Here is a 19,420-nt window from a genome sequence, read left to right as displayed (position 1 = left end):
ACATGATGACCATGCCGGAAATTGAGCGTTGCCTACGACAGCTGCGCCTGTCGGGTGTCCGCGACACGCTGCAGACGCGCGTGCTCCAGGCGCAGGGCGCCAACCAGCCCTTCCTCGAGACCTTCTCCCTTATCCTGCAGGATGAACTGGACCGTCGTCAGTCCCGTCTTATCGAGCGGCGATACCAGCAATCCGGGCTCGACGAAAAGCTGACGCTCGCCGAGTTCGACTGGTCCTTCAATCCCAAACTGCCACGTCAGACCTGCTTCCAGCTCCACACCCTGGCGTTCATTGCCGCTGGCGAGAACGCTCTGCTTGTTGGCAAACCTGGCACCGGGAAGTCGCACATCGCCAAGGCGATTGCCTATCAGGCGATCCTGCAAAGCCACAAGGTCCAGTATCTTGAGACCGACGACTTCTTTCACCACTACGCCCTGAACTCTCCGGCACAACGCGAGGTCCGGCTGCGAACCATCATCGACTGCGATCTCCTCGTGCTGGACGATCTATTCCTCGCACGCGCCATCCCCGACGACGCCGGCACTTTGCTGCAGACCCTGATCCATCAGCGTTACAAACTGCGCCGCAGCGTCATCGTCACCTCCAATCGCGTCGTGCAGGATTGGGGGGCATACCTTGGGGACAACACTATGAGCACGACGATCCTCGATCGCCTTATGCATCATTGCCATCTGCTTGAGTTCGACGGACGCAGCTATCGGCTCAAAGAAGCCGCTGAAGCTCTTGCCCGGGAAACAAACTCAAACTAACAGTCCCTTGTCCTGCCTCGCGGGTGGAGGAATTTGACTGACCACACCCGGAGGAATTTGAAGTGACCCGCGGGGGGCGAACCCCACCACTGTTCATTTGCGCTTGGACGTGATCGGGCTTGTGAAAATTTTAACGAGGTTCCTGGGCTGTGATGAAAGTGGCCGGTCCGCAGCGATGGATCATGCGCCGCGATTATTCGAAACGACCTGTTGCGAGGAGGGCAAAATCACTGTGCGCCGTCTGTATAGTGATTACGACGCAGCCCTCGCTGGGCACGCTCAGCTGGTGGAAATCGAAAGACGTAGATTGCTCTGATCCACTGGGCGCTTGGTGAAGCCCTAAGCAGACGGCCAATGTTGCACGCGCGACAGGGCGCACTGCCAAAAGCGGTAGGGGGTAGCTCGACGGACCCGACGGTTTTGAATGATCAAACCTCCCGGACCCCGGTCACGAGCCTGACGTTCTCGGCTGACCTCGCCTGGACCCGACCTCGACCAGAAGTATGCTGGTACGGTGACCCGGCTGCTCTGGTCCCGGCCAAGCCGGTCGCGACGCTCCTCCGCACTCAGCGCAACTAGCTAGTAGTTTGGTCCGCCGCCAGCGCTATGAGCTTCTTGGTAGGACGATAACGCGCGGCCCTACGCCGCGAGGCCAATGGCGGCCCGTGTTCGTCAAAACGGACCCAGCGTTCAGCAACTCCTTGACGGTGCTCCACAAGGCCAAGCTCTCGCATTGCATCTTGGAGCGAAATAAACACGCGGGCACCGACTGGCGCTCCCGTGAAGCCGTCTGTCTTGAGTGACCGATAAACCCAATTGCCCTCAGCGCTCAACAGATCAGCTAGGAAAGCCCCGATGGCGGGCTTGAGCTTCTTGCGGTGTTTCTTGGGCTCCCCGAAAAACTCTCTGTGGGCTAACTGCTGCTGCACCTGTTCGTTAACGGCCTCGGTGAGAGCCTGCGCCGCGTCGGTGCTCGCGTGTCCATCGCGCAGCTCGTCTCCAATAGATGCCTCTGTCTCCGGGGCAGCGGATAGTGTGTGCTTCAACAACGTAGTGTTCTTTCTCTTGTAACCTTCCCCATGTGAGCACCGTGCTCCGCCGGTTCTCAAGTTGCCTTATGACCGCGTGTAGAGGTTGGTGTGCCCAGCGAGCACGCCGGTCACTGGCATTATACCCGAACTGGTTGCAGCTACGCGGCAGCCTACTTGGCGATTTCCTCCCGAGTAGCGCATTGAGTTGGTCCCAGAGGTCACATCAGTCTACCTTATACATTGGGAATTTCTTCACGGCTTCGGCGAGGTCCTCCGGCAGCGGTTTCGTGTATGCTCGTCCTATTGTCGCCGGCGAATGCCCGGTGATTGCGTCGCTGTAACGTTCATCAATGCCTGCACGAGCTGCCATGGCCTTGAACGTGTGGCGCCATGCGTGATTGGGGCTTATCTCTGGATCGGTTATGCCGAGGGAGCGGACCCAAGTGCCAACCTGAGACCTCATGCGCTCAGCGGGGCTCTGCCGAGGTCCATCTTCGACCTTTGCGACCGGACGCTGCTTTGTAGGGTAAAACAGTGGCCGGCCTTGGGCACGCTCAACAAAATCCAGAAATCCTTGTTCGATGAGGTGCTCGTGGAGAGGGACCGTCCGAGCCTTCCGTGTTTTTATCTTACCGGCTGATGGTGTCAGCTTAGCGAAGTGCATTCCATTGCGCTGCTGAACGTCGCTCGCTCGCAGTTGCGTAATCTCGCCAGCGCGGGCACCAGTATAAGCGCAAATCCAAGGCACCCACCGAAATGCGCGCTCTCGGTATGACTTGGTGTCGTCGCAGCGTAGCGCGGCGCCCAAGATAATCTTGATCTCGGCGTCATCGAAGGCTTTCGTTTCGCGCTCGGTATTCTTCCGAGGCACACTGATGCGCACCTCTGGAAACGGATTGTTGTCGATGATCTTTTCTGCGACACCCCAACCAAAGACCGTCTTCAGGGCTGTCCGCCATGCGGCTGCAACGGTTCCGGCTGACCGATTTTCATTGACCAGCCCGTTCATCCACGTCTTGGCCTTTTCAAAGCTGATGTTTCTGACATCGGGAAAATGTCGATCAGCTTCCTTGAAACACAGTGGTCCATCTGTAGACCGTTCCTTCCGCCGGCTGCACAGCTTTCGTCCAAGCCTCGAACAATTCCATCGCCTTGACAGGAGTACTTCCCCCGAGCTCTGCAAATTGGGGGAACCCCTGCTGATGGACATCCGGCGAGTAGTCGCCACGCGCCATTGCTTCCAATCGCTGGAATGCCGGCAGTAGGTTATCGCTAACGGCGTCCAAGAAAAGATTGGTGGCATCTGGAGTCAAGCTGAGGCCCTGTTCCAAAAGGAAGGCAGCAGTCTGGGCTTCAGCAGCGATGGCGGGGCGGACTTCTTCTCTGACCTGCGGATCGAATTGCCAATCCCAATGTGGATCAGCCATTGGGCGCTCTTCGTAGTCATCCGGCGCATGTGGGCGGATCACGTTCCAGACTAGGATTTCGGTCAACGTCCTCCAATGAGCTGGCGTGCGAAGGTCACGTTCGTGTCGCGCGACGAACCAAGTGTACCACCTGCCTGCTAATGCGTAGGCGTTTTGGCGAGTCAGTGGTTGGGGGCCGTTCTTTTTGGCAGCTCTGAGGGCGCCGATGCGGGTCTCGATGTCGGCTAACCATTCACCGAAGCGTGCCCGCGCCTCGTGATCCGATGCTCCCTTTTCGAGCCGGAACTTCTCTTCCCAAGCGTTCCCATACCTCGCCGCATACTCCGTTCGGATGTCTTTCGGGATCACCTTTCGGGCCACGTAAGCCCCGGTAGAAGTGCGCGTTAGTCCAGCCATCAGCAGTGCCATTTTGTACGGTGCCTTGTAGTTACAGGCATCCAGATAGCTATGGCAATCCAGTAACTTACTGAATTTTCTGAACCTCAGCTCTCCGAGTTCTCGGATCGCTTAAGTCCCTCGCGTTCAGCGGGTGTGTCCGAAGGCGCGAAGCGGCTAAGCGGTGAGTTAAGGGACAAGGGAACCAACCTTAGGGTGTCGTCACCCAGCGGATCCGGAACCTTCCCTATAGAGCAAACTTGGAAGTTTAACATGAAGTTGGTTAAGAGCCAGCTCTGTTCAGCGGCGGGTCTGATCGCCGTTGGCGGAGCGCAGGCAGCCGATCTCCCCGTGAAGGCCAAGGCGGTCGAATACGTGAAGATCTGCTCCCTGTACGGTGCCGGATTCTACTACATCCCGGGCACTGACACCTGCATCAAGCTGGGTGGTTACCTGCGTGCTGAAGTCGCGCTGGGCACCAACTCGGACTTCACCCTGAACCAGAACGTCTCGACCCAGGGCGCCAACGGTGCACGCAACCGTCTGACGAACTACTACACGATGCGCGCTCGTGAAGACCTCAACATCGACACGCGCACCGCGACCGAGTACGGCGTCGTCCGCACCTTCTTCGACGGCGTGTTCTCCTGGACCACCGGCAACTATGTCGGCACCGGCAGCGCCACCGGTGGCACCGCCTACAGCGGTGCGCTCGCCATCAACACTCCCGTCGGTGCAGCTGCTCCGGCTCTCTTCGGCTCCGGCGGCGGTTCGGTGAACGGCACGGACGGTAACACCTCGGCCGGTTCGCTCGGTGTGTACTACGCCTTCATCCAGTTCGCCGGCTTCACCATGGGTAAGGCGGTGTCGCAGTTCGACGCGCCCTGGACCAACTATCCGGGCAACAACTTCGACGGTCTCGTCGGCGGTTCGGGCACGGTCACCGGTGTCAACCAGTTCAGCTACACCGCTGACTTCGGTCAGGGCATCACGGCGGCGTTCTCGGCTGAAGACGCCACCTCGTACTATCAGGCTGGTAACGTCAACCTGACTGGCGCAACTGCGGCTGGCATTTTCGGCGGTGCTGTCGGCGCCAATGCCATCGGCGGCAGCAGGTCGCCGAACCTCGTCGGTATGGTTCGTGTCGACCAGGCTTGGGGTCTGTTCCAGGCGTCGGTCGCTGCGCACGACAACCACGTGGGTTACTACGGCCCCGCCGAAACGTTCGGCCACCCCGACGACAAGTGGGGCTGGGCGGTTCAGCTCGCTCTGTCGATCAAGAACATCCCGACCGGTGCGGGTGACGTGATCAACGTGTCGGCCGTCTACACCGACGGTGCGACCCGCTACAACTTCCAGAACCTCGCGGGCAGCACGTATGTGATGTACGGCAGCTCGGGCCTCGCCGGCGCCTACGGCAGCGTCGCCGCTGTCACCGCTCCGGACACCGTGTTCGTCTCGGGTGGCCAGCAGGAGACGATCAAGACCTGGGGCTTCCGCGGTGCTTACACGCACAACTGGGATCCCTACTGGAACACCGCGATCTACGGTGCCTACGCTCAGGCGCAGTTCGGCTCGGGGGCCAAGACCTTCCTCTGCGGCGCTGGTGGCCTGCTCACCGTCGGGCAACCTGGTCTTACGGGTTGTAACCCCGACTTCAATATCGGCCAGGTGGGTATCATCACCCGCTGGACGCCGGTCAAGAACCTGACGTTCTCGGCCGACTTGGCCTGGACCAACGTCGACCAGAAGTACGCAGGTACAATTGCGGCGGGGCTGGCCGCTGTTCCCGCCAAGCCGGCTGCGACCTACGAGGTCAAGGACCAGAACTCGCTCGTTCTGCTCCTCCGCGCTCAGCGCAACTGGTGATCTCGGTCTAACGACCTGACAGAGAGCCCCGGCGGGAAACCGCCGGGGCTTTTCTTTTGGTGCATGGCTTTGCGCCCCAGCAATGTCGGCCGAGCCGGCGCGTCGCTTCCGTGACCGGTCGCGTGCACGCCTCAGGTCGCGGCCGCTGCTCAAGCCGGACGACGGCGCATGTCCGGCGCTTGCCACCGATGCTCTCGGCAGCGACTCTCTGCGCTGTCTGCTTATGGCCCTGAAACGGACCTTTGATCTGGATCAACCCGGAGGAGTGCCACCAGGCCGCTGATGCGATGGCCCCCGGGGGTCGTCATGTATCTGGCTGATACGAAATCGTTGTCTGGCTCCGGACAATCGTTCGAAGATCCAGCAGGTGAGGGGATGCTTCATGTGCCGGGCGGCACGTTTCGCATGGGCTCGGATCGGCATTATCCGGAGGAAGCGCCGGCCCATCTCGTTACCGTTGACGGATTCTGGATAGATCGCACGCCGGTCACCAACCGCCAATTCCGCAAATTCGTGAACGCGACCGGCTACGTCACTTTCGCCGAAATTACACCTGATGCGAAGGACTATCCGGGCGCTCTGCCGCACATGCTCAAGGCCGGGTCACTGGTCTTCACGCCGCCTAAGCGAGCTGTAGACTTGCACAACTGGGGGCAATGGTGGACGTTCAAGTTCGGCGCCAACTGGCGCCGTCCCTATGGTCCGCGCAGCAACATCAGCGGGCTCGACGACCACCCGGTCGTCCACGTCGCCTACCGCGACGTCGAAGCCTATGCCAAATGGGCCGGCAAGGAATTGCCGACCGAGGCCGAATGGGAATTCGCCGCACGCGGCGGACTGGACGGCGCGGAATTCGCCTGGGGTGACGAGCTATTCCCCCGCGGAAGGCATATGGCAAACACCTGGCAGGGCAATTTCCCGCACCAGAATCTCGCGGCTGATGGCTTCGAACGTACTTCGCCCGTCACCGCATTCCCGGCCAACGGTTACGGCCTGCACGACATGATCGGTAATGTCTGGGAATGGACGGCCGATTGGTATTCGCAGAAGCACGAAGCCGACGCCCTGAAAGTCTGCTGCATCCCGCAAAATCCTCGCGGCGGGCCCGAGGGCGCGAGCTACGATTCTTGTCAGCCGAACCTCAGGATTCCACGCAAGGTGCTTAAAGGCGGCTCGCATCTTTGCGCTCCCAGCTACTGCCGCCGCTATCGTCCGGCCGCGCGTCATGCCGAGCCGATCGACACCTCAGCAAGCCATGTCGGCTTCAGGTGCATCGCCAGGAAGAGGATCACGTCATGAGTAACGATCGGATTCCGGAAAAGCCTGAGACGAGCACGGGACCAATCGGCGGAGGACTGAAACGCCGCGATCTCTTGTTGAGTGGTAGTTCTCTCGTCGCCGCTTCGGCGCTCTCGGCCGTCGGATTGACGAGCTCTGCGCAAGCGCAGCAACCAGCTACGGCGCCGGCGCCCGCTACGCCCGGGCAACGGCCGAACATCGTCGTCATCATGGGTGACGATATCGGCATCTGGAATATCGGGGCCTACCACCGCGGGATGATGGCCGGGCGGACGCCAAACCTCGACAAGATCGCCGCCGAAGGCATGCTGTTCACCGATTACTACGCCGAGGCGAGTTGCACGGCGGGTCGCGCCAACTTCATCACCGGCGAGCTGCCGATCCGCACCGGCATGACCACAGTCGGCCAGGCCGGCGCTCCCACCGGCTTGCCGGCGGAGGCCGTGACCATTGCCGCGGCGCTGAAAGGTATGGGCTACGCCACCGGCCAGTTCGGCAAGAACCACCTTGGCGACAAAAACGAGTTTCTGCCGACGGTGCATGGCTTCGACGAGTTCTTCGGCTACCTGTATCACCTCGACGCGATGGAAGATCCGGCCCACCCCGCTTATCCGCAGGAGCTGTTGAACACAGTCGGTCCGCGCAACATGGTTCACTCGTGGGCGACCAACGTGGACGACGCCACCGTGGATCCGCGCTGGGGCAAGGTCGGCAAGCAGAGGATCGAGGACGCCGGAACGCTCTATCCCAAGCGGATGGAAACCGTGGACGATGAAATCCGCGACTTCGCGCTCAATTTCATCGACAGGGCCAGGGCCGACAACAAGCCATTCTTCCTGTGGCTCAATCCGACCCGCATGCACATCGTTACGCACCTGTCGCCGAAGTACCAGGCGATGCGCAACTCCAAGAATGGTTGGTCCATCCATGAAGCCGGCATGGCGCAGCTCGACGACGACATTGGCATCGTGATGCAGAAGCTGAAGGATATGGGCGTCGATGACAACACCATCGTGGTATTCACGACCGACAACGGCACCGAGGTCTTCACCTGGCCCAATGGCGGACAGACGCCATTCGCGCAGAGCAAAGGCACGATCATGGAGGGCGGCTTCCGCGCGCCAGCGATGGTCCGCTGGCCGGGCAAGGTGCCGGCCGGCAAGGTCGAGAACGGCATCATGTCCGGACTGGACTGGTTCCCGACCTTCCTGGCCGCTGCCGGCAACCCCAACATCGTCGACGAGCTCAAGAAGGGTAAGCAGATCGGTGACCGCACCTACAAGTGCCATCTGGACGGCTACAACCAGCTGGACATGATCACTGGCAAGGGGCCGTCAAATCGGCACGAAATCTTTTATTTCGGCGAAAGCGAGCTGGGGGCAGTGCGCATCGACGACTACAAATATCGTTTTATCGACCAGCCCGGAGGCTGGCTGGGTGATAAAAGCAAGGTTGACGTGCCCTATTTGACCAACCTTCGCCTCGATCCTTTCGAGCGCACGGGCTGGCCCGATAGCGGGACCAAATACGGGGCGCAACAATACTTCGACTGGTTCAAATACGAATTCTGGCGCTTCGTGTTTGTTCAGCAGCAGGTGGAAAAGCTGGCGATGACGGCGATCGAGTTTCCGCCGATGCAGAGGGGTGCAAGCTTCAATCTAGACGCTGTGAAGGCCAAGATCGAAGCGGCGCGAGCGGCAATCGCCAAGTAGCGCAGCTTAAGGCGCCGCTATTCCACGCTGCCGGCGCCGCGGCGCAGGTCGGCCTCGATCTGCAACCGCGTGCCGCCGCCGAAGCGGGCGCGGTAGACCTGAAGGTTCTCCATGATCCGCTGCACGTAATTGCGCGTCTCGGAGAACGGAATGAGCTCGACCCAGTCGACCGCATCGACCTTGGGATCGCGCGGATCGCCGTAGCGGTCGACCCACTTCTTCACGCTGCCGCGGCCGGCATTGTAGGCGGCAAACGTCATGATGTAGGAGCCGCGATAATCCTCGAGCAGCCCACCGAGCTCGGCCGAGCCGAGCGTAGCGTTGTAGGCCGAATCGTTCTTCAGCCGCCCCAAATCGTAGGTCGCGCCATGCCGCTTGCAGACATAGCGTGCGGCATCCGGCGTCACCTGCATCAGCCCGTAGGCCTGTGCCGGCGAGACCACCGAGGGATTGAACGCGCTCTCCTGCCGGGCGATGGCGTAGACGATGCTGCGCTCGACCTCGGGGCCGATCGGCGTGAATTGCGGAATGCCGTTGACGGGATAGGCGTAAAAATCGAACGGAAGGCCGCGGTTGAGCGCGGCCTTGCCGACCAGCAGCATGCCGCGCGCATCGCTGTAGCGCTGGGTCAGCTCGCCAAGGCCGGTCAGGGCTTCGGGATCGCCGTTCTCGCCCATGTCGGCGAGCATGGGCACGGCCATCTCGCGCTCGTCGAGCTCGTAGAGCAGTTGCGCCGCGCGCACGATCTCCAGCCGTTCAGCGCCGCGCCCGCGCGGCTGGCTGTTGAGCTCGATCTGCGGCAGGCCGAGTTTTGCGCGTGCGAGCTGGCCGTAATAGCTCGTGGATTGTTCGGCAGCCCGCGCATAGGCGTTGCGCGCCTCCTGCTGGCGGCCCGCCGCTTCCGCCGCGCGGCCCTGCCAATAGCCGGCGCGCGCCAGCGTGGTCGGATTGACGCTGCCGACGCCGATGCGGGCAAAATGCTGGGTGGCGGTCGCGGGATCGTTGAGAAAGCGCAGCGCGATCCAGCCTGCCGTGAACTCCTGCTCGGTCTTGTAGATGTCGCGCGAGGGCAGCGCCGCGTCGCGCGCGATCAGATAGGCGCTGCGGAACTCCTCGGTGTCGATCATCTTGCGCGCGAGCAGGCGCCGCTCGATCCACCATTCGTCGAGATTGTAGAGCCGGTTCGGATCCTTCGGCGCCGACAGCATGAGCTGGGCGGCCTCGGCAAACTTCTCCTCGCGGCGCAGCAGCTGGATCTTGCTGAAGAGGAAACCGGGGTCATTGTGCAGCTCGCGCGGCACCGCCTCGTGCAATGCGCGCGCGTTCGGCGCCTTCTTGACCGAGGCGATGCGGGCCTTGGCCAGCGCGACATAGCCGGCGCCGAGGCGTTTTGCGGCGCGCAGCGCGGCCTCGTTCTCGCTGCCGTAGAGCAGGGTGTCCATCCGCGCCTTCTGATCGCCCGGCGTCAGCAGGGCGCCGAACTGGTCGAGCGCGTTGTTCTCGGTGTCCTCCGACATCGGATCGCTGCGCCAGGCCTCGCGCACCAGCCGCTCGGCATTGGCGCGGTCGCCGCGCGCCAGCATCGCCTTGGCGAGCGTGAAGCGGCCCTTCGCGGACACCGGGGATTCGTTCTCGAACCACGACCACGCAACTGAATCGTCGCGCCTGTCGTCCCACATCGCAGCCTCGAGGCGGCGGCGCAGGAAGGTCTGCGACGGCCAGCTCGGATTAGCGGAGAGGAAGGCGCGATAGCGCTCGACGGTCGCGCCATTGTCCTCGCTGCGCAGGATGATCCATTCCGCGAGCTTTCGCGCGACGGGATCCGAGATCGTGGCGGCGGCGTTGGTGGCGTCGCCCGCCTTGCGCTTGCGCACGAGTTCGATGACGCTCTCCAGCGTGTCCTTGTCGGCTTGCGACGTCGACGAGGTCGCAGCGATCGCGGCCGGCGTCACCGGCCTGCGAGGTGCCGCGTGCTGGCGGGTCGCGGGCGCCAGCACAGGAGCTGCGATCGGTTTGGCGGCCGGAGGGGCGGCGGGTCTGACGGTGGCCGTTGCGGCCGGCGCGGGTGCCGCTTTGGGGGGAGAGCCGGTGGCGGTCGGCTGCGATTTTGGCGCGGGCGCCGCTGCCGAAGGCTTGGGCTTGTTCTTGGCGGGTTCCTTGCCAGCGTCCTTGCCGGCATTCTGGGCTGGTTTCTTCGCGGCATCCTTGGCCGGGCCAGCCGCCCCCTTGCTTGCGCCCTTCGCTGTGTCCTTGCCGGTTCCCTTGGTGGTTTCCTTAGCTGTTTCCTTGGTCGATCCTTTGCCGGATCCCTTCGCGGCGTCCTTGGCGGCTGGCTTCGCAGTGTCCTTGGCCCCTTCCGCAGGTGTCTCATTGGACTTGGCCCAGGCGGCGCAGCCGACCGACAGCCCTGCCATCAGGCACACGACCAGACCGGTGGATCGCCATGTGGCACGAGGAAATGAGGTCACGGCGTTTCGTCGCCCCGAATCAGTCAAGTGGCTCAAGATCTAGCTGAATTTGATTGAATATGCGGACAAAATACCAACAGCCGCTTACCTCGGGCGAGTTTGCACCATCACCGCGGCAAAATCGCGGCCTAAACGGTGCGTCGCACGGGAGCGGCCCTTTTACCGGCGGGATAGACCCGATATGAATGGGGCTTGCTCTCAAAACTCGCCGCGTACGGAGGAAGTCCATGGCAGCCAAGACGAAATTCCGGGGGTCGTTCACCGCCTTGGTCACGCCGTTCAAGAACGGCTCGCTCGACGAGGCAGCGTTCCGCTCCCTGGTCAACTGGCAGATTTCCGAGGGCACCAACGGACTGGTCCCGGTCGGCACGACAGGCGAGAGCCCGACGCTCAGCCATGACGAGCACAAGAAGGTCGTCGAGTGGTGCATCGAGGAGGCCAAGGGCCGCGTGCCCGTGGTTGCCGGTGCCGGCTCCAACTCGACCAAGGAGGCGATCGAGCTGGCCCAGCACGCCGAGAAGGCGGGCGCGGACGCCGTGCTGGTGGTGACGCCTTACTACAACAAGCCGACCCAGGAAGGGATGTACCAGCACTTCAAGGCGATCAACGATGCGATCGGGATTCCAATCATCATTTACAACATCCCGCCGCGCTCGGTGATCGACATGTCGGTCGACACCATGAAGCGGCTGTGGGAGCTGAAGAACATCGCCGGCGTCAAGGACGCCACCGCCAGCATGGTCCGCGTGTCGCAGCAGCGTGCCGCGATGGGCGAGGACTTCAACCAGCTCTCGGGCGAGGATGCGACCATCCTCGGCTACATGGCCCATGGCGGCCACGGCTGCATCTCGGTGACCTCGAACGTCGCACCGCGCCTGTGCTCGGAGTTCCACACCGCCTGGCAGAAGGGCGATCACGCCACCGCGCTGAAGCTGCACGACAAGCTGATGCCGCTGCACAACAACCTCTTCATCGAGAGCAATCCGGCGCCGATCAAGTACGCGATGTCGCTGCTCGGCAAGCTTGACGAGACGCTGCGGCTGCCGATGGTGCCGGTGACCGAGCCGACGCGCGTTGCCGTGCGCAGCGCCATGGTTCACGCTGGCCTGATCAACTGACGCGGTAACCTTTCCGGGGAGCCTTTCATGAGCGGGGTCGATGAAAAGGGCAGGCGGATGCTCAAGGAGTTCCGCGAATTCGCCATGAAGGGCAACGTCGTCGATCTCGCGGTCGGCGTCATCATCGGCGCGGCCTTCGGCGCCATCGTCACTTCGCTGGTCGGCGACGTGATCATGCCGTTGATCGGCGCCGTCACCGGCGGCCTCGACTTCTCGAACTACTTCACCCCCTTGTCGAAGGCGGTCACCGCCACCAACTTAGCGGATGCTAAAAAGCAAGGCGCGGTCTTGGCTTGGGGCAGCTTCCTCACGCTGACGATCAACTTCATCATCATTGCCTTCGTGCTGTTCCTGGTGATCCGCGCCATCAACACCCTGAAGCGCAAGGAAGAGGCGGCACCGGCCGCTCCGCCGAAGCCGTCGGCCGAGGTCGAGCTGCTGACCGAGATCCGCGATCTCCTCAAGAAGTCTTGACGCGTACGCTTCGTCCAAACTGTTAGCGTTCGCGCGTATCTCACTCAGGTTTGTCTGCCATGGCCGATAAGAACGAACGACCGATCAAGGTCATGGCGGAAAATCGCAAGGCCCGCTTCAACTATGCGATCGAGGATACGATCGAGGCGGGCATTGCGCTGACCGGCACCGAGGTCAAGTCGATCCGCAACGGCAAGAGCACGATCGCGGAATCCTACGCCGATTCGAAGAACGGCGAGATCTGGCTGATCAACGCCACCATTCCCGAATACCTCCAGGGCAACCGCTTCAACCACGAGCCCAAACGGCCGCGAAAGCTGCTGCTCCATCGCCGGCAGATCAACAAGCTGATCGGCGCGGTGGACCGCGAGGGCATGACGCTGATCCCGCTCAAGCTCTACTTCAACGAGCGCGGCCGCGCCAAGCTGCAGCTGGCGGTTGCAAAGGGCAAGAAGCTGCACGACAAGCGCGAGACCGAGAAGAAGCGCGACTGGAGCCGGGAGAAGGGGCGCCTGCTGCGGGCGAGGGGATAGCGGGATGAATCAGAAGAACCTGCTCGAGGTCGACTGGAGCCAGATTCCGGCGCCGGCCGATGATGGCGGCGCCGCGCATCTGCCGGGCATGACGCTGCCCGCGATCGGCCTGCTCGCGACCGACGACACATCAGTGATGCTGTCGGCGCTCCCCGGCCGAACCGTGGTGTTCGCCTATCCCCGCACCGGCGAGCCTGGCAAGATCTCGCTGGTCGACGATTGGGACATGATCCCGGGCGCGCGCGGCTGCACGCCGCAGACCTGCGCGTTTCGCGATCTGTTTGCCGAGCTGAAGGCCGCCGGCGCCGCCCACGTGTTCGGCCTCTCGACCCAGAGCAACGAATACCAGACCGAGATGGCCTCGCGCCTGCATCTGCCGTTTCCGGTGCTGTCGGACGAGAAGCTGGCGCTGACGCGCGCCCTCAAACTGCCGACCATGGAGGTCGCAGGGCTGACCCTGATCAAGCGCCTCGCGCTGATCATCGACGACGCCAAGGTCACGCATGTGTTCTATCCGGTGTTTCCACCCGACCGGAACGCCGGCGATGTCCTGGACTGGCTGAAGGCCAATCCCGTCAAAGGCTAGTCCAAGGGCTAATCGAGGTCGGCCTTCACCTTCGCGAACACGGACCGGAACATGTCCGGCGTCAGCACGCCGGTGTTCGTGTTGTAACGCGAGCAGTGATAGCTGTCGTAGAGCCTGAACGCGCCGGCCTGGTGCACCGCGCCGTGGCCGAAAGGGGCTTGCGAGCCCTTCAGATTCAGCGGCTTGAGCACGGTGTCGTGCGCAATCCGCCCGAGCGCGACGATCGCGCGCAGGTTCGGCATCGTCGCCAGATTCGCCGCGAGAAACTGGCGGCAGGTGTTGATCTCGGCGGGCAGCGGCTTGTTCTGCGGCGGAACACAATGCACCGCATTGGCGATGCGGCAGTCGACCAGCTTCAGCCCGTCATCGGGACGCGCCTGATAGGCGCCCTTGGCAAAGCCGTATTCGAGCAGCGTGGCGTAGAGCAGGTCGCCGGCATAGTCGCCGGTGAAGGGACGGCCGGTGCGGTTGGCGCCCTGCATGCCCGGCGCGAGGCCGACGATCAGGAGACGCGCCTTGACGTCCCCGAAGGGGGCGACCGGGGCGTTATGCCACGACGGCTCGCGCGCGCGATTCGCCTCGCGAAAGGCGACCAGGCGCGGACAGAGCGGACAGTCACGGTCGGGGACGAGGGTGGGGGGCTGGCGGCCTGACCGGGCCGCCTCACTCCTCAAAGTCGTCATCGCCCCTCGGCGCCATCGTGGTCGCGCGCTGGAGGAATTGCGGGGCGTGGTGGCGGGCCTCGCGCTCGCCACGATCGCGCGGGGCGGGGCGTTCGGACGGGTCGCGGCCGAGTTTGGATTGCAGCTCGACGAGGTCGGTGAAGACGTCGGCCTGGCGGCGCAGCTCGTCGGCGATCATCGGCGGCTGGCTGGCGATGGTCGAGACCACCGTGACCCGCACGCCGCGGCGCTGGACGGCCTCGACCAGGGAGCGGAAGTCGCCGTCACCGGAGAACAGCACCATCTGGTCGATGTGCTCGGCGAGCTCCATCGCGTCCACGGCGAGCTCGATGTCCATGTTGCCCTTGACCTTGCGGCGGCCGGAGGCGTCGATGAACTCCTTGGTCGCCTTGGTGACGACGGTGTAGCCGTTGTAGTCCAGCCAGTCGATCAGCGGGCGGATCGAGGAGTACTCCTGATCCTCGATGATGGCGGTGTAATAGAAAGCCCGCAACAGCGTCCCGCGGCTCTGAAACTCCTTCAGCAGGCGCTTGTAGTCGATGTCGAAGCCCAGAGTTTTCGCCGTCGCGTAGAGATTGGCCCCGTCGATGAAGAGCGCGATCTTGTTGGTAGGAGAAGGTGACATTCAGTTTGCTCGCGAAGTGCTCGTGATTGATCGTTTATTGTTGGCGCGGCAGCACGCCGCGCAGTTCTAGAGTGCCGCCGAAACCCGTCGAAACCGCAAATCCGGAGAAGTCGGGGCAATCAAGGTATAGTTATGGCGAACTCTCAAACACCCGGGGCCGCCCTCGGTGGCAGCCCTGGAAATCGCCCATCCCAGCCCCAATGTGGGGGTAGCAGAGCCATTTGGCGAGGCCAAATCACAAATTGGCCTTGCGAAATTGTCTTGGCCCCTATAACTAGCCCCAATCATCCACATATTTCGTCCCACCCACAACGGAGCGACAGTCCATGGCTCGCGTCACCGTAGAAGATTGCATCGACAAGGTCGATAACCGGTTTGACCTGGTCCTGCTGGCCGCCCACCGTGCCCGCATGATTTCGTCGGGTTCACAACTAACGGTTGACCGCGATAACGACAAGAACCCTGTTGTGTCTTTGCGTGAAATTGCCGACACGACCATCTCGCCGGAGGACCTCCGCGAGGAGCTGGTGCACTCGCTCCAGAAGTTCGTCGAGGTCGACGAGCCCGAGCCGGATACGGTGCCGCTGATCGGTTCCGCCGGCGCCAGCGTCGATGCGGACGATACCGAAGTTGCCGTTGAGCGCATGACCGAAGAGGAGCTCCTGAAGGGCCTCGAAGGCCTCGCGCCGCCGGAAGAGCAGCCCGAGGAAGACGAGTAGATCGTCCCGTCGCAATCGCCGAATTCTTGTGATCTTATCAGAGGCCCGAACCTGCGTTCGGGCCTTTGCTTTTGTTGGCGTTTTCGTGGTTACCATAGTGTTGCCGGTTCGCGCCGCGCACCTGTCACCGAATTGATCGGACGCGCGCGGGATCGGAGCTAAGATGTATACAACGGGCGTCTTGAGGTCCGTTTGAAGGCAGGACGGCATGGTGTATCGACGCCGCAGATCAACGCAGATGCAGGCCGCAACCGAATCGGTTGCCGTGGCCCCGACTGCGCCGGTGGCGCGCCCGGCCAAGCCGCGTGCGCGCATGATGCGTCAATATGACCTCGTCGAGCGCGTCAGGTCCTACAATCCCAACACCAACGAAGATCTGCTGAACCGCGCCTATGTCTACGCCATGAAGGCGCACGGCTCGCAGACGCGGGCCTCGGGCGATCCGTATTTCTCGCATCCGCTCGAAGTGGCGGCGATTCTCACCGACCTGAAGCTCGACGACGCCACCATCGTGGCCGCGCTGCTGCACGACACGATCGAGGACACCGAAGCGACGCGGGCCGAGATCGACCAGATCTTCGGACCCGAGATCGGCGCGCTGGTCGAGGGCCTGACCAAGCTGAAGCGGCTGGAGTTGGTGTCGCGCGAGGCCAAGCAGGCCGAGAACCTGCGCAAATTGTTGCTGGCGATTGCCGACGATGTTCGCGTTCTCCTGGTGAAGCTCGCCGACCGCCTGCACAACATGCGCACGCTGGAATTCGTGCCGCCGGAATCGCGCAGGCGCATTGCCGAGGAGACGCTCGACATCTACGCGCCGCTCGCGGGCCGCATGGGCATGCAGGAAATGCGCGAGGAGCTGGAGGACCTGTCCTTCCGCACGCTCGACCCCGAGGCCTATTCGGTGGTGATGCAGCGGCTCGACGCGCTCGCCGAGCGCAACCGCAATCTGATCGGCGAGATCGAGGCCCAGCTCTCCAACAATCTGCGCCACCGCGGCCTTGGTGCGCGGGTCTATGGCCGTCGCAAGAAGCCGTTCTCGATCTGGACCAAGATGGAGCGCAAATCGGTCGGCTTCGAGCAATTGTCCGACATCTTCGGCTTCCGCGTCGTCGTGAACGACATCGAGGCCTGCTACCGCGCGCTCGGCATCGTCCACACCACCTGGCCGGTCGTGCCGGGGCGTTTCAAGGACTACATCTCGACGCCGAAGCAGAACGACTACCGCTCGATCCACACCACCGTGATCGGTCCGGGCAACCAGCGCGCCGAGCTCCAGATCCGCACCGAGGCGATGGACCAGATCGCAGAGCGCGGTATCGCCGCGCACGTGTTCTACAAGGAAGGCGCGGGCTCGCCGACCGAATTCCTCAAGCGCGAATCCAACGCGTTCGCCTGGCTGCGGCACACCGTCGGAATCCTCTCGGAGAGTGCCAACCCCGAGGAATTCCTCGAGCACACCAAGCTTGAGCTGTTCCACGACCAGGTGTTCTGCTTCACCCCGAAGGGCAAGCTGATCGCGCTGCCGCGCCACGCCAACGTCATCGACTTCGCCTATGCGGTGCATACCGACGTCGGCAACAGCGCGGTGGGCTGCAAGATCAACGGCAAGTTTTCGCCGCTGTCCTCGGAGCTCCAGAACGGCGACGAGGTCGAGGTGCTGACCTCGGAGGCGCAATCGGCGCCGCCGTCCGCCTGGGAGACGCTCGCGGTCACCGGCAAGGCGCGCGCCGCGATCCGCCGCGCCACGCGCACCGCCGTGCGCGACCAATATGTCGGTCTCGGCCGGCGCATCGTCGAGCGCCTGTTCGAGCGCGCCAAGATCGAATACGCCGACGACAAGCTCAAGGGTGCGCTGCCGCGGCTTGCGCGCACCTCGATCGAGGACGTCATGGCGGCTGTGGGGCGCGGCGAGATCAAAGCCTCCCACGTCGCGCGCGCGATGTATCCCGACTACAAGGAGGAGCGCGTCGCCCGCTACGGCATCAAGAAGGGACTCGCCGCCAAGCTCAAGGAGAAGGTGGCCTCCGAGCCGCCGCGAACCCCGGTCGCGATCCCGATCCGCGGCATCAATTCCGACCTGCCGGTGAAGTTCGCGCCGAACGGCGGCGCGGTACCCGGCGACCGCATCGTCGGCATCGTCACGCCGGGCGAGGGCATCACCATCTACCCGATCCAGGCGCCGGCGCTGAAGGATTTCGAGGAGGAGCCCGAGCGCTGGCTCGACGTGCGCTGGGACATCGAGGACACCGCGCCGCAGCGCTTCCCGGCCCGCATCAGGGTCGAGAACGTCAACGAGCCCGGCGCGCTCGCGCAGATCGCGACCGTGATCGCCGAGCACGACGGCAACATCGACAACATCAGCATGCAGCGCCGCTCTCCGGACTTCACGGAGACGACGATCGATCTCGAAGTCTACGACCTGAAGCACCTGAGCGCGATCCTGGCCCAGTTGCGCGCGAAGGCGGTCGTCGCCCGCGTCGAACGTGTTAATGGATAGGCGTCTTTCGTATTCGCCTGTCCTTCGAATTTGTGAGCCTTGCAATGCCCGCTTCTCCGCTCCGCCTCGGCGTCAATGTCGACCATGTCGCGACCCTGCGTAACGCGCGCAGCGGCCGCAATCCCGATCCGGTGCGCGCCGCGCTGCTGGCGATCGAGGCCGGCGCCGACGGCATCACCGCGCATCTGCGCGAGGATCGCCGCCACATCCGCGACGAGGACATGGCGCGGCTGAAGGCCGAGATCTCCAAGCCGCTCAATTTCGAGATGGCGGCGACCGACGACATGATGCGCATCTCGCTCGCCACCAAGCCGCACGCGGTGTGCCTCGTGCCGGAGCGCCGGCAGGAGGTGACGACCGAGGGCGGACTGGATGTCGTCGGCCAGCACAATGCGCTCGCGCCCTACATCGCCCGGCTGAACGATGCCGGAATCCGCGTCTCGCTGTTCATCGCCGCGGACCCCGCGCAGATCGAGATGGCGGCGCGGCTGCGCGCGCCCGTGATCGAGATCCACACCGGCGCCTGGTGCGATGCCGTCGTCGACGGCCACACCGAGAAGGCCGACGCAGAGTGGAAGCGGATCGTGGCGGGTGCGAAGCTGGCGAAGGACGCGGGGCTGGAGGTTCACGCCGGCCACGGGCTCGACTATGCGACGGCGGAGACGATCGCAGCTCTGCCCGACATCATGGAGCTCAATATCGGCTACTACATGATCGGCGAGGCGCTGTTCGTCGGTCTCGCCGAGACGGTGCGCAGCATGCGCGCTGCGATGGACCGCGGCCGGAGCCGGGCATGATCATCGGCATCGGGTCCGACCTGATCGACATCACCCGCGTCGGCAAGGTGATCGAGCGCCATGGCGAACGCTTTCTCGACCGCATCTTCACCGCGGCCGAGCGGGCCAAGGCGGAGCGGCGCGCCAAGAACGAGAAGATGGTGGTGGCGACCTATGCCAAGCGCTTTGCCGCCAAGGAGGCCTGCTCGAAGGCGCTCGGCACCGGGATCAGGCGCGGCGTCTGGTGGCGCGACATGGGGGTGGTCAACCTGCCTGGCGGACGGCCGACCATGCAGCTGACCGGCGGCGCTCTGGCCCGGCTCCAGGCCCTGACGCCGGATGGCTTCGAGGCGCGGATCGACGTGTCGATCACCGATGACTGGCCGCTCGCACAGGCCTTCGTCATCATTTCGGCCGTTCCGCTGGCCAAGTCCTGACCGTTCCCAGGTCATTTTATA

18 protein-coding genes are annotated in these 19,420 nt (G+C 63.2%); 12 read left to right on the top strand and 6 right to left on the bottom strand.

Annotated elements, in window-relative coordinates; genetic code table 11:
- Nucleotides 1-2 precede the first annotated feature (2 nt).
- Nucleotides 3-770, top strand: a complete 768-nt coding sequence (gene istB / locus ACFLEY_RS27080; protein ID WP_060912419.1) for an IS21-like element IS1631 family helper ATPase IstB — start codon at nucleotides 3-5, stop codon at nucleotides 768-770.
- Nucleotides 771-1,345: 575 nt separating this feature from the next.
- On the opposite strand, the gene ACFLEY_RS27075 is transcribed toward istB, so the two are convergent.
- The 3 genes from ACFLEY_RS27075 to ACFLEY_RS27065 form a co-directional block, all read right to left on the bottom strand.
- On the bottom strand, nucleotides 1,346-1,819 hold the full coding sequence (locus ACFLEY_RS27075; protein WP_060912491.1) for a hypothetical protein: 474 nt from the start codon (nucleotides 1,817-1,819) through the stop codon (nucleotides 1,346-1,348).
- A 205-nt stretch (nucleotides 1,820-2,024) separates the two neighbouring features.
- Entirely contained in the window at nucleotides 2,025-2,810 is a 786-nt protein-coding gene (locus ACFLEY_RS27070; RefSeq protein ID WP_060912490.1) for a tyrosine-type recombinase/integrase, read from the bottom strand.
- Nucleotides 2,811-2,862: 52 nt separating this feature from the next.
- Nucleotides 2,863-3,636: a hypothetical protein gene (locus tag ACFLEY_RS27065; RefSeq protein ID WP_060912489.1), complete on the bottom strand. Its 774-nt coding sequence runs from the start codon at nucleotides 3,634-3,636 to the stop codon at nucleotides 2,863-2,865.
- A 240-nt stretch (nucleotides 3,637-3,876) separates the two neighbouring features.
- Here ACFLEY_RS27065 and ACFLEY_RS27060 point away from each other — a divergent pair, with 240 nt between their 5' ends.
- From ACFLEY_RS27060 to ACFLEY_RS27050, 3 genes are all read left to right on the top strand, one after another.
- Nucleotides 3,877-5,472 carry a porin gene (locus ACFLEY_RS27060; protein ID WP_060912488.1) on the top strand — a complete coding sequence of 532 codons (1,596 nt, stop codon included), beginning with the start codon at nucleotides 3,877-3,879 and terminating at the stop codon, nucleotides 5,470-5,472.
- A gap of 306 nt (nucleotides 5,473-5,778) precedes the next feature.
- Nucleotides 5,779-6,771, top strand: a complete 993-nt coding sequence (locus ACFLEY_RS27055; protein WP_060912487.1) for a formylglycine-generating enzyme family protein — start codon at nucleotides 5,779-5,781, stop codon at nucleotides 6,769-6,771.
- Nucleotides 6,768-8,483, top strand: coding sequence for an arylsulfatase (locus tag ACFLEY_RS27050; RefSeq protein WP_249162972.1), 1,716 nt, complete (start codon nucleotides 6,768-6,770; stop codon nucleotides 8,481-8,483). Before ACFLEY_RS27055 ends, ACFLEY_RS27050 begins: the two co-directional genes overlap by 4 nt.
- A 17-nt stretch (nucleotides 8,484-8,500) precedes the next feature.
- Here ACFLEY_RS27050 and ACFLEY_RS27045 read toward each other — a convergent pair whose 3' ends face one another.
- Complete coding sequence (locus tag ACFLEY_RS27045) at nucleotides 8,501-10,897, bottom strand: lytic transglycosylase domain-containing protein (RefSeq protein ID WP_060912486.1); 2,397 nt, start codon at nucleotides 10,895-10,897, stop codon at nucleotides 8,501-8,503.
- A gap of 281 nt (nucleotides 10,898-11,178) precedes the next feature.
- On the opposite strand from ACFLEY_RS27045, the gene dapA reads away from it, so the two are divergent.
- The 4 genes from dapA to ACFLEY_RS27025 are packed head-to-tail and all read left to right on the top strand — an operon-like array spanning nucleotide 11,179 to nucleotide 13,662.
- Nucleotides 11,179-12,069: a 4-hydroxy-tetrahydrodipicolinate synthase gene (gene dapA, locus ACFLEY_RS27040; protein ID WP_028171604.1), complete on the top strand. Its 891-nt coding sequence runs from the start codon at nucleotides 11,179-11,181 to the stop codon at nucleotides 12,067-12,069.
- Between the two features lie 57 nt (nucleotides 12,070-12,126).
- Nucleotides 12,127-12,543: a large conductance mechanosensitive channel protein MscL gene (mscL, locus tag ACFLEY_RS27035; protein ID WP_027547170.1), complete on the top strand. Its 417-nt coding sequence runs from the start codon at nucleotides 12,127-12,129 to the stop codon at nucleotides 12,541-12,543.
- A gap of 59 nt (nucleotides 12,544-12,602) precedes the next feature.
- Nucleotides 12,603-13,076 carry an SsrA-binding protein SmpB gene (smpB, locus tag ACFLEY_RS27030; RefSeq protein WP_011087830.1) on the top strand — a complete coding sequence of 158 codons (474 nt, stop codon included), beginning with the start codon at nucleotides 12,603-12,605 and terminating at the stop codon, nucleotides 13,074-13,076.
- Nucleotides 13,077-13,080: 4 nt separating this feature from the next.
- The gene (locus tag ACFLEY_RS27025; RefSeq protein WP_060913127.1) at nucleotides 13,081-13,662 is read left to right on the top strand and encodes a peroxiredoxin; all 582 of its coding nucleotides are present in this window, start codon (nucleotides 13,081-13,083) and stop codon (nucleotides 13,660-13,662) included.
- An 8-nt stretch (nucleotides 13,663-13,670) separates the two neighbouring features.
- On the opposite strand, the gene ACFLEY_RS27020 is transcribed toward ACFLEY_RS27025, so the two are convergent.
- A complete protein-coding gene (locus tag ACFLEY_RS27020) occupies nucleotides 13,671-14,345 on the bottom strand; it encodes a uracil-DNA glycosylase (RefSeq protein WP_028171606.1) in 675 nt (224 codons plus the stop codon).
- Nucleotides 14,326-14,970 (bottom strand): NYN domain-containing protein, encoded by a 645-nt coding sequence (locus ACFLEY_RS27015; protein WP_011087827.1) that lies wholly within the window; start codon nucleotides 14,968-14,970, stop codon nucleotides 14,326-14,328. The genes ACFLEY_RS27020 and ACFLEY_RS27015 overlap by 20 nt, the downstream gene beginning before the upstream one ends.
- A 326-nt stretch (nucleotides 14,971-15,296) precedes the next feature.
- Here ACFLEY_RS27015 and rpoZ point away from each other — a divergent pair, with 326 nt between their 5' ends.
- From rpoZ to acpS, 4 genes are all read left to right on the top strand, one after another.
- Nucleotides 15,297-15,689 (top strand): DNA-directed RNA polymerase subunit omega, encoded by a 393-nt coding sequence (gene rpoZ, locus ACFLEY_RS27010; RefSeq protein WP_008133017.1) that lies wholly within the window; start codon nucleotides 15,297-15,299, stop codon nucleotides 15,687-15,689.
- 208 nt (nucleotides 15,690-15,897) lie between these two features.
- Nucleotides 15,898-18,186 (top strand): bifunctional (p)ppGpp synthetase/guanosine-3',5'-bis(diphosphate) 3'-pyrophosphohydrolase, encoded by a 2,289-nt coding sequence (locus ACFLEY_RS27005; RefSeq protein ID WP_060912485.1) that lies wholly within the window; start codon nucleotides 15,898-15,900, stop codon nucleotides 18,184-18,186.
- Between the two features lie 44 nt (nucleotides 18,187-18,230).
- Nucleotides 18,231-18,983: a pyridoxine 5'-phosphate synthase gene (locus ACFLEY_RS27000; RefSeq protein WP_060912484.1), complete on the top strand. Its 753-nt coding sequence runs from the start codon at nucleotides 18,231-18,233 to the stop codon at nucleotides 18,981-18,983.
- A complete protein-coding gene (acpS, locus tag ACFLEY_RS26995) occupies nucleotides 18,980-19,399 on the top strand; it encodes a holo-ACP synthase (RefSeq protein WP_011087824.1) in 420 nt (139 codons plus the stop codon). Before ACFLEY_RS27000 ends, acpS begins: the two co-directional genes overlap by 4 nt.
- Nucleotides 19,400-19,420 lie beyond the last annotated feature (21 nt).

The sequence above is a fragment of the Bradyrhizobium sp. YCK136 genome, assembly GCF_044570075.1.
Taxonomy (GTDB): Bacteria; Pseudomonadota; Alphaproteobacteria; order Rhizobiales; family Xanthobacteraceae; genus Bradyrhizobium; species Bradyrhizobium diazoefficiens.
The sequence above is the reverse complement of the archived record's forward strand: the minus strand, read 5'-3'. Positions and strand labels throughout refer to the sequence as shown.

Coding starts and splice junctions, on each gene's coding strand:
- istB (WP_060912419.1), top strand. CDS start 3: ATGATGACCATGCCGGAAATTGAGCGTTGCCTACGACAGCTGCGCCTG.
- ACFLEY_RS27070 (WP_060912490.1), bottom strand. CDS start 2,810: ATGAACGGGCTGGTCAATGAAAATCGGTCAGCCGGAACCGTTGCAGCC.
- ACFLEY_RS27065 (WP_060912489.1), bottom strand. CDS start 3,636: ATGGCACTGCTGATGGCTGGACTAACGCGCACTTCTACCGGGGCTTAC.
- ACFLEY_RS27060 (WP_060912488.1), top strand. CDS start 3,877: ATGAAGTTGGTTAAGAGCCAGCTCTGTTCAGCGGCGGGTCTGATCGCC.
- ACFLEY_RS27055 (WP_060912487.1), top strand. CDS start 5,779: ATGTATCTGGCTGATACGAAATCGTTGTCTGGCTCCGGACAATCGTTC.
- ACFLEY_RS27050 (WP_249162972.1), top strand. CDS start 6,768: ATGAGTAACGATCGGATTCCGGAAAAGCCTGAGACGAGCACGGGACCA.
- ACFLEY_RS27045 (WP_060912486.1), bottom strand. CDS start 10,897: ATGGCAGGGCTGTCGGTCGGCTGCGCCGCCTGGGCCAAGTCCAATGAG.
- dapA (WP_028171604.1), top strand. CDS start 11,179: ATGGCAGCCAAGACGAAATTCCGGGGGTCGTTCACCGCCTTGGTCACG.
- mscL (WP_027547170.1), top strand. CDS start 12,127: ATGCTCAAGGAGTTCCGCGAATTCGCCATGAAGGGCAACGTCGTCGAT.
- smpB (WP_011087830.1), top strand. CDS start 12,603: ATGGCCGATAAGAACGAACGACCGATCAAGGTCATGGCGGAAAATCGC.
- ACFLEY_RS27025 (WP_060913127.1), top strand. CDS start 13,081: ATGAATCAGAAGAACCTGCTCGAGGTCGACTGGAGCCAGATTCCGGCG.
- ACFLEY_RS27020 (WP_028171606.1), bottom strand. CDS start 14,345: ATGACGACTTTGAGGAGTGAGGCGGCCCGGTCAGGCCGCCAGCCCCCC.
- ACFLEY_RS27015 (WP_011087827.1), bottom strand. CDS start 14,970: ATGTCACCTTCTCCTACCAACAAGATCGCGCTCTTCATCGACGGGGCC.
- rpoZ (WP_008133017.1), top strand. CDS start 15,297: ATGGCTCGCGTCACCGTAGAAGATTGCATCGACAAGGTCGATAACCGG.
- ACFLEY_RS27005 (WP_060912485.1), top strand. CDS start 15,898: ATGGTGTATCGACGCCGCAGATCAACGCAGATGCAGGCCGCAACCGAA.
- ACFLEY_RS27000 (WP_060912484.1), top strand. CDS start 18,231: ATGCCCGCTTCTCCGCTCCGCCTCGGCGTCAATGTCGACCATGTCGCG.
- acpS (WP_011087824.1), top strand. CDS start 18,980: ATGATCATCGGCATCGGGTCCGACCTGATCGACATCACCCGCGTCGGC.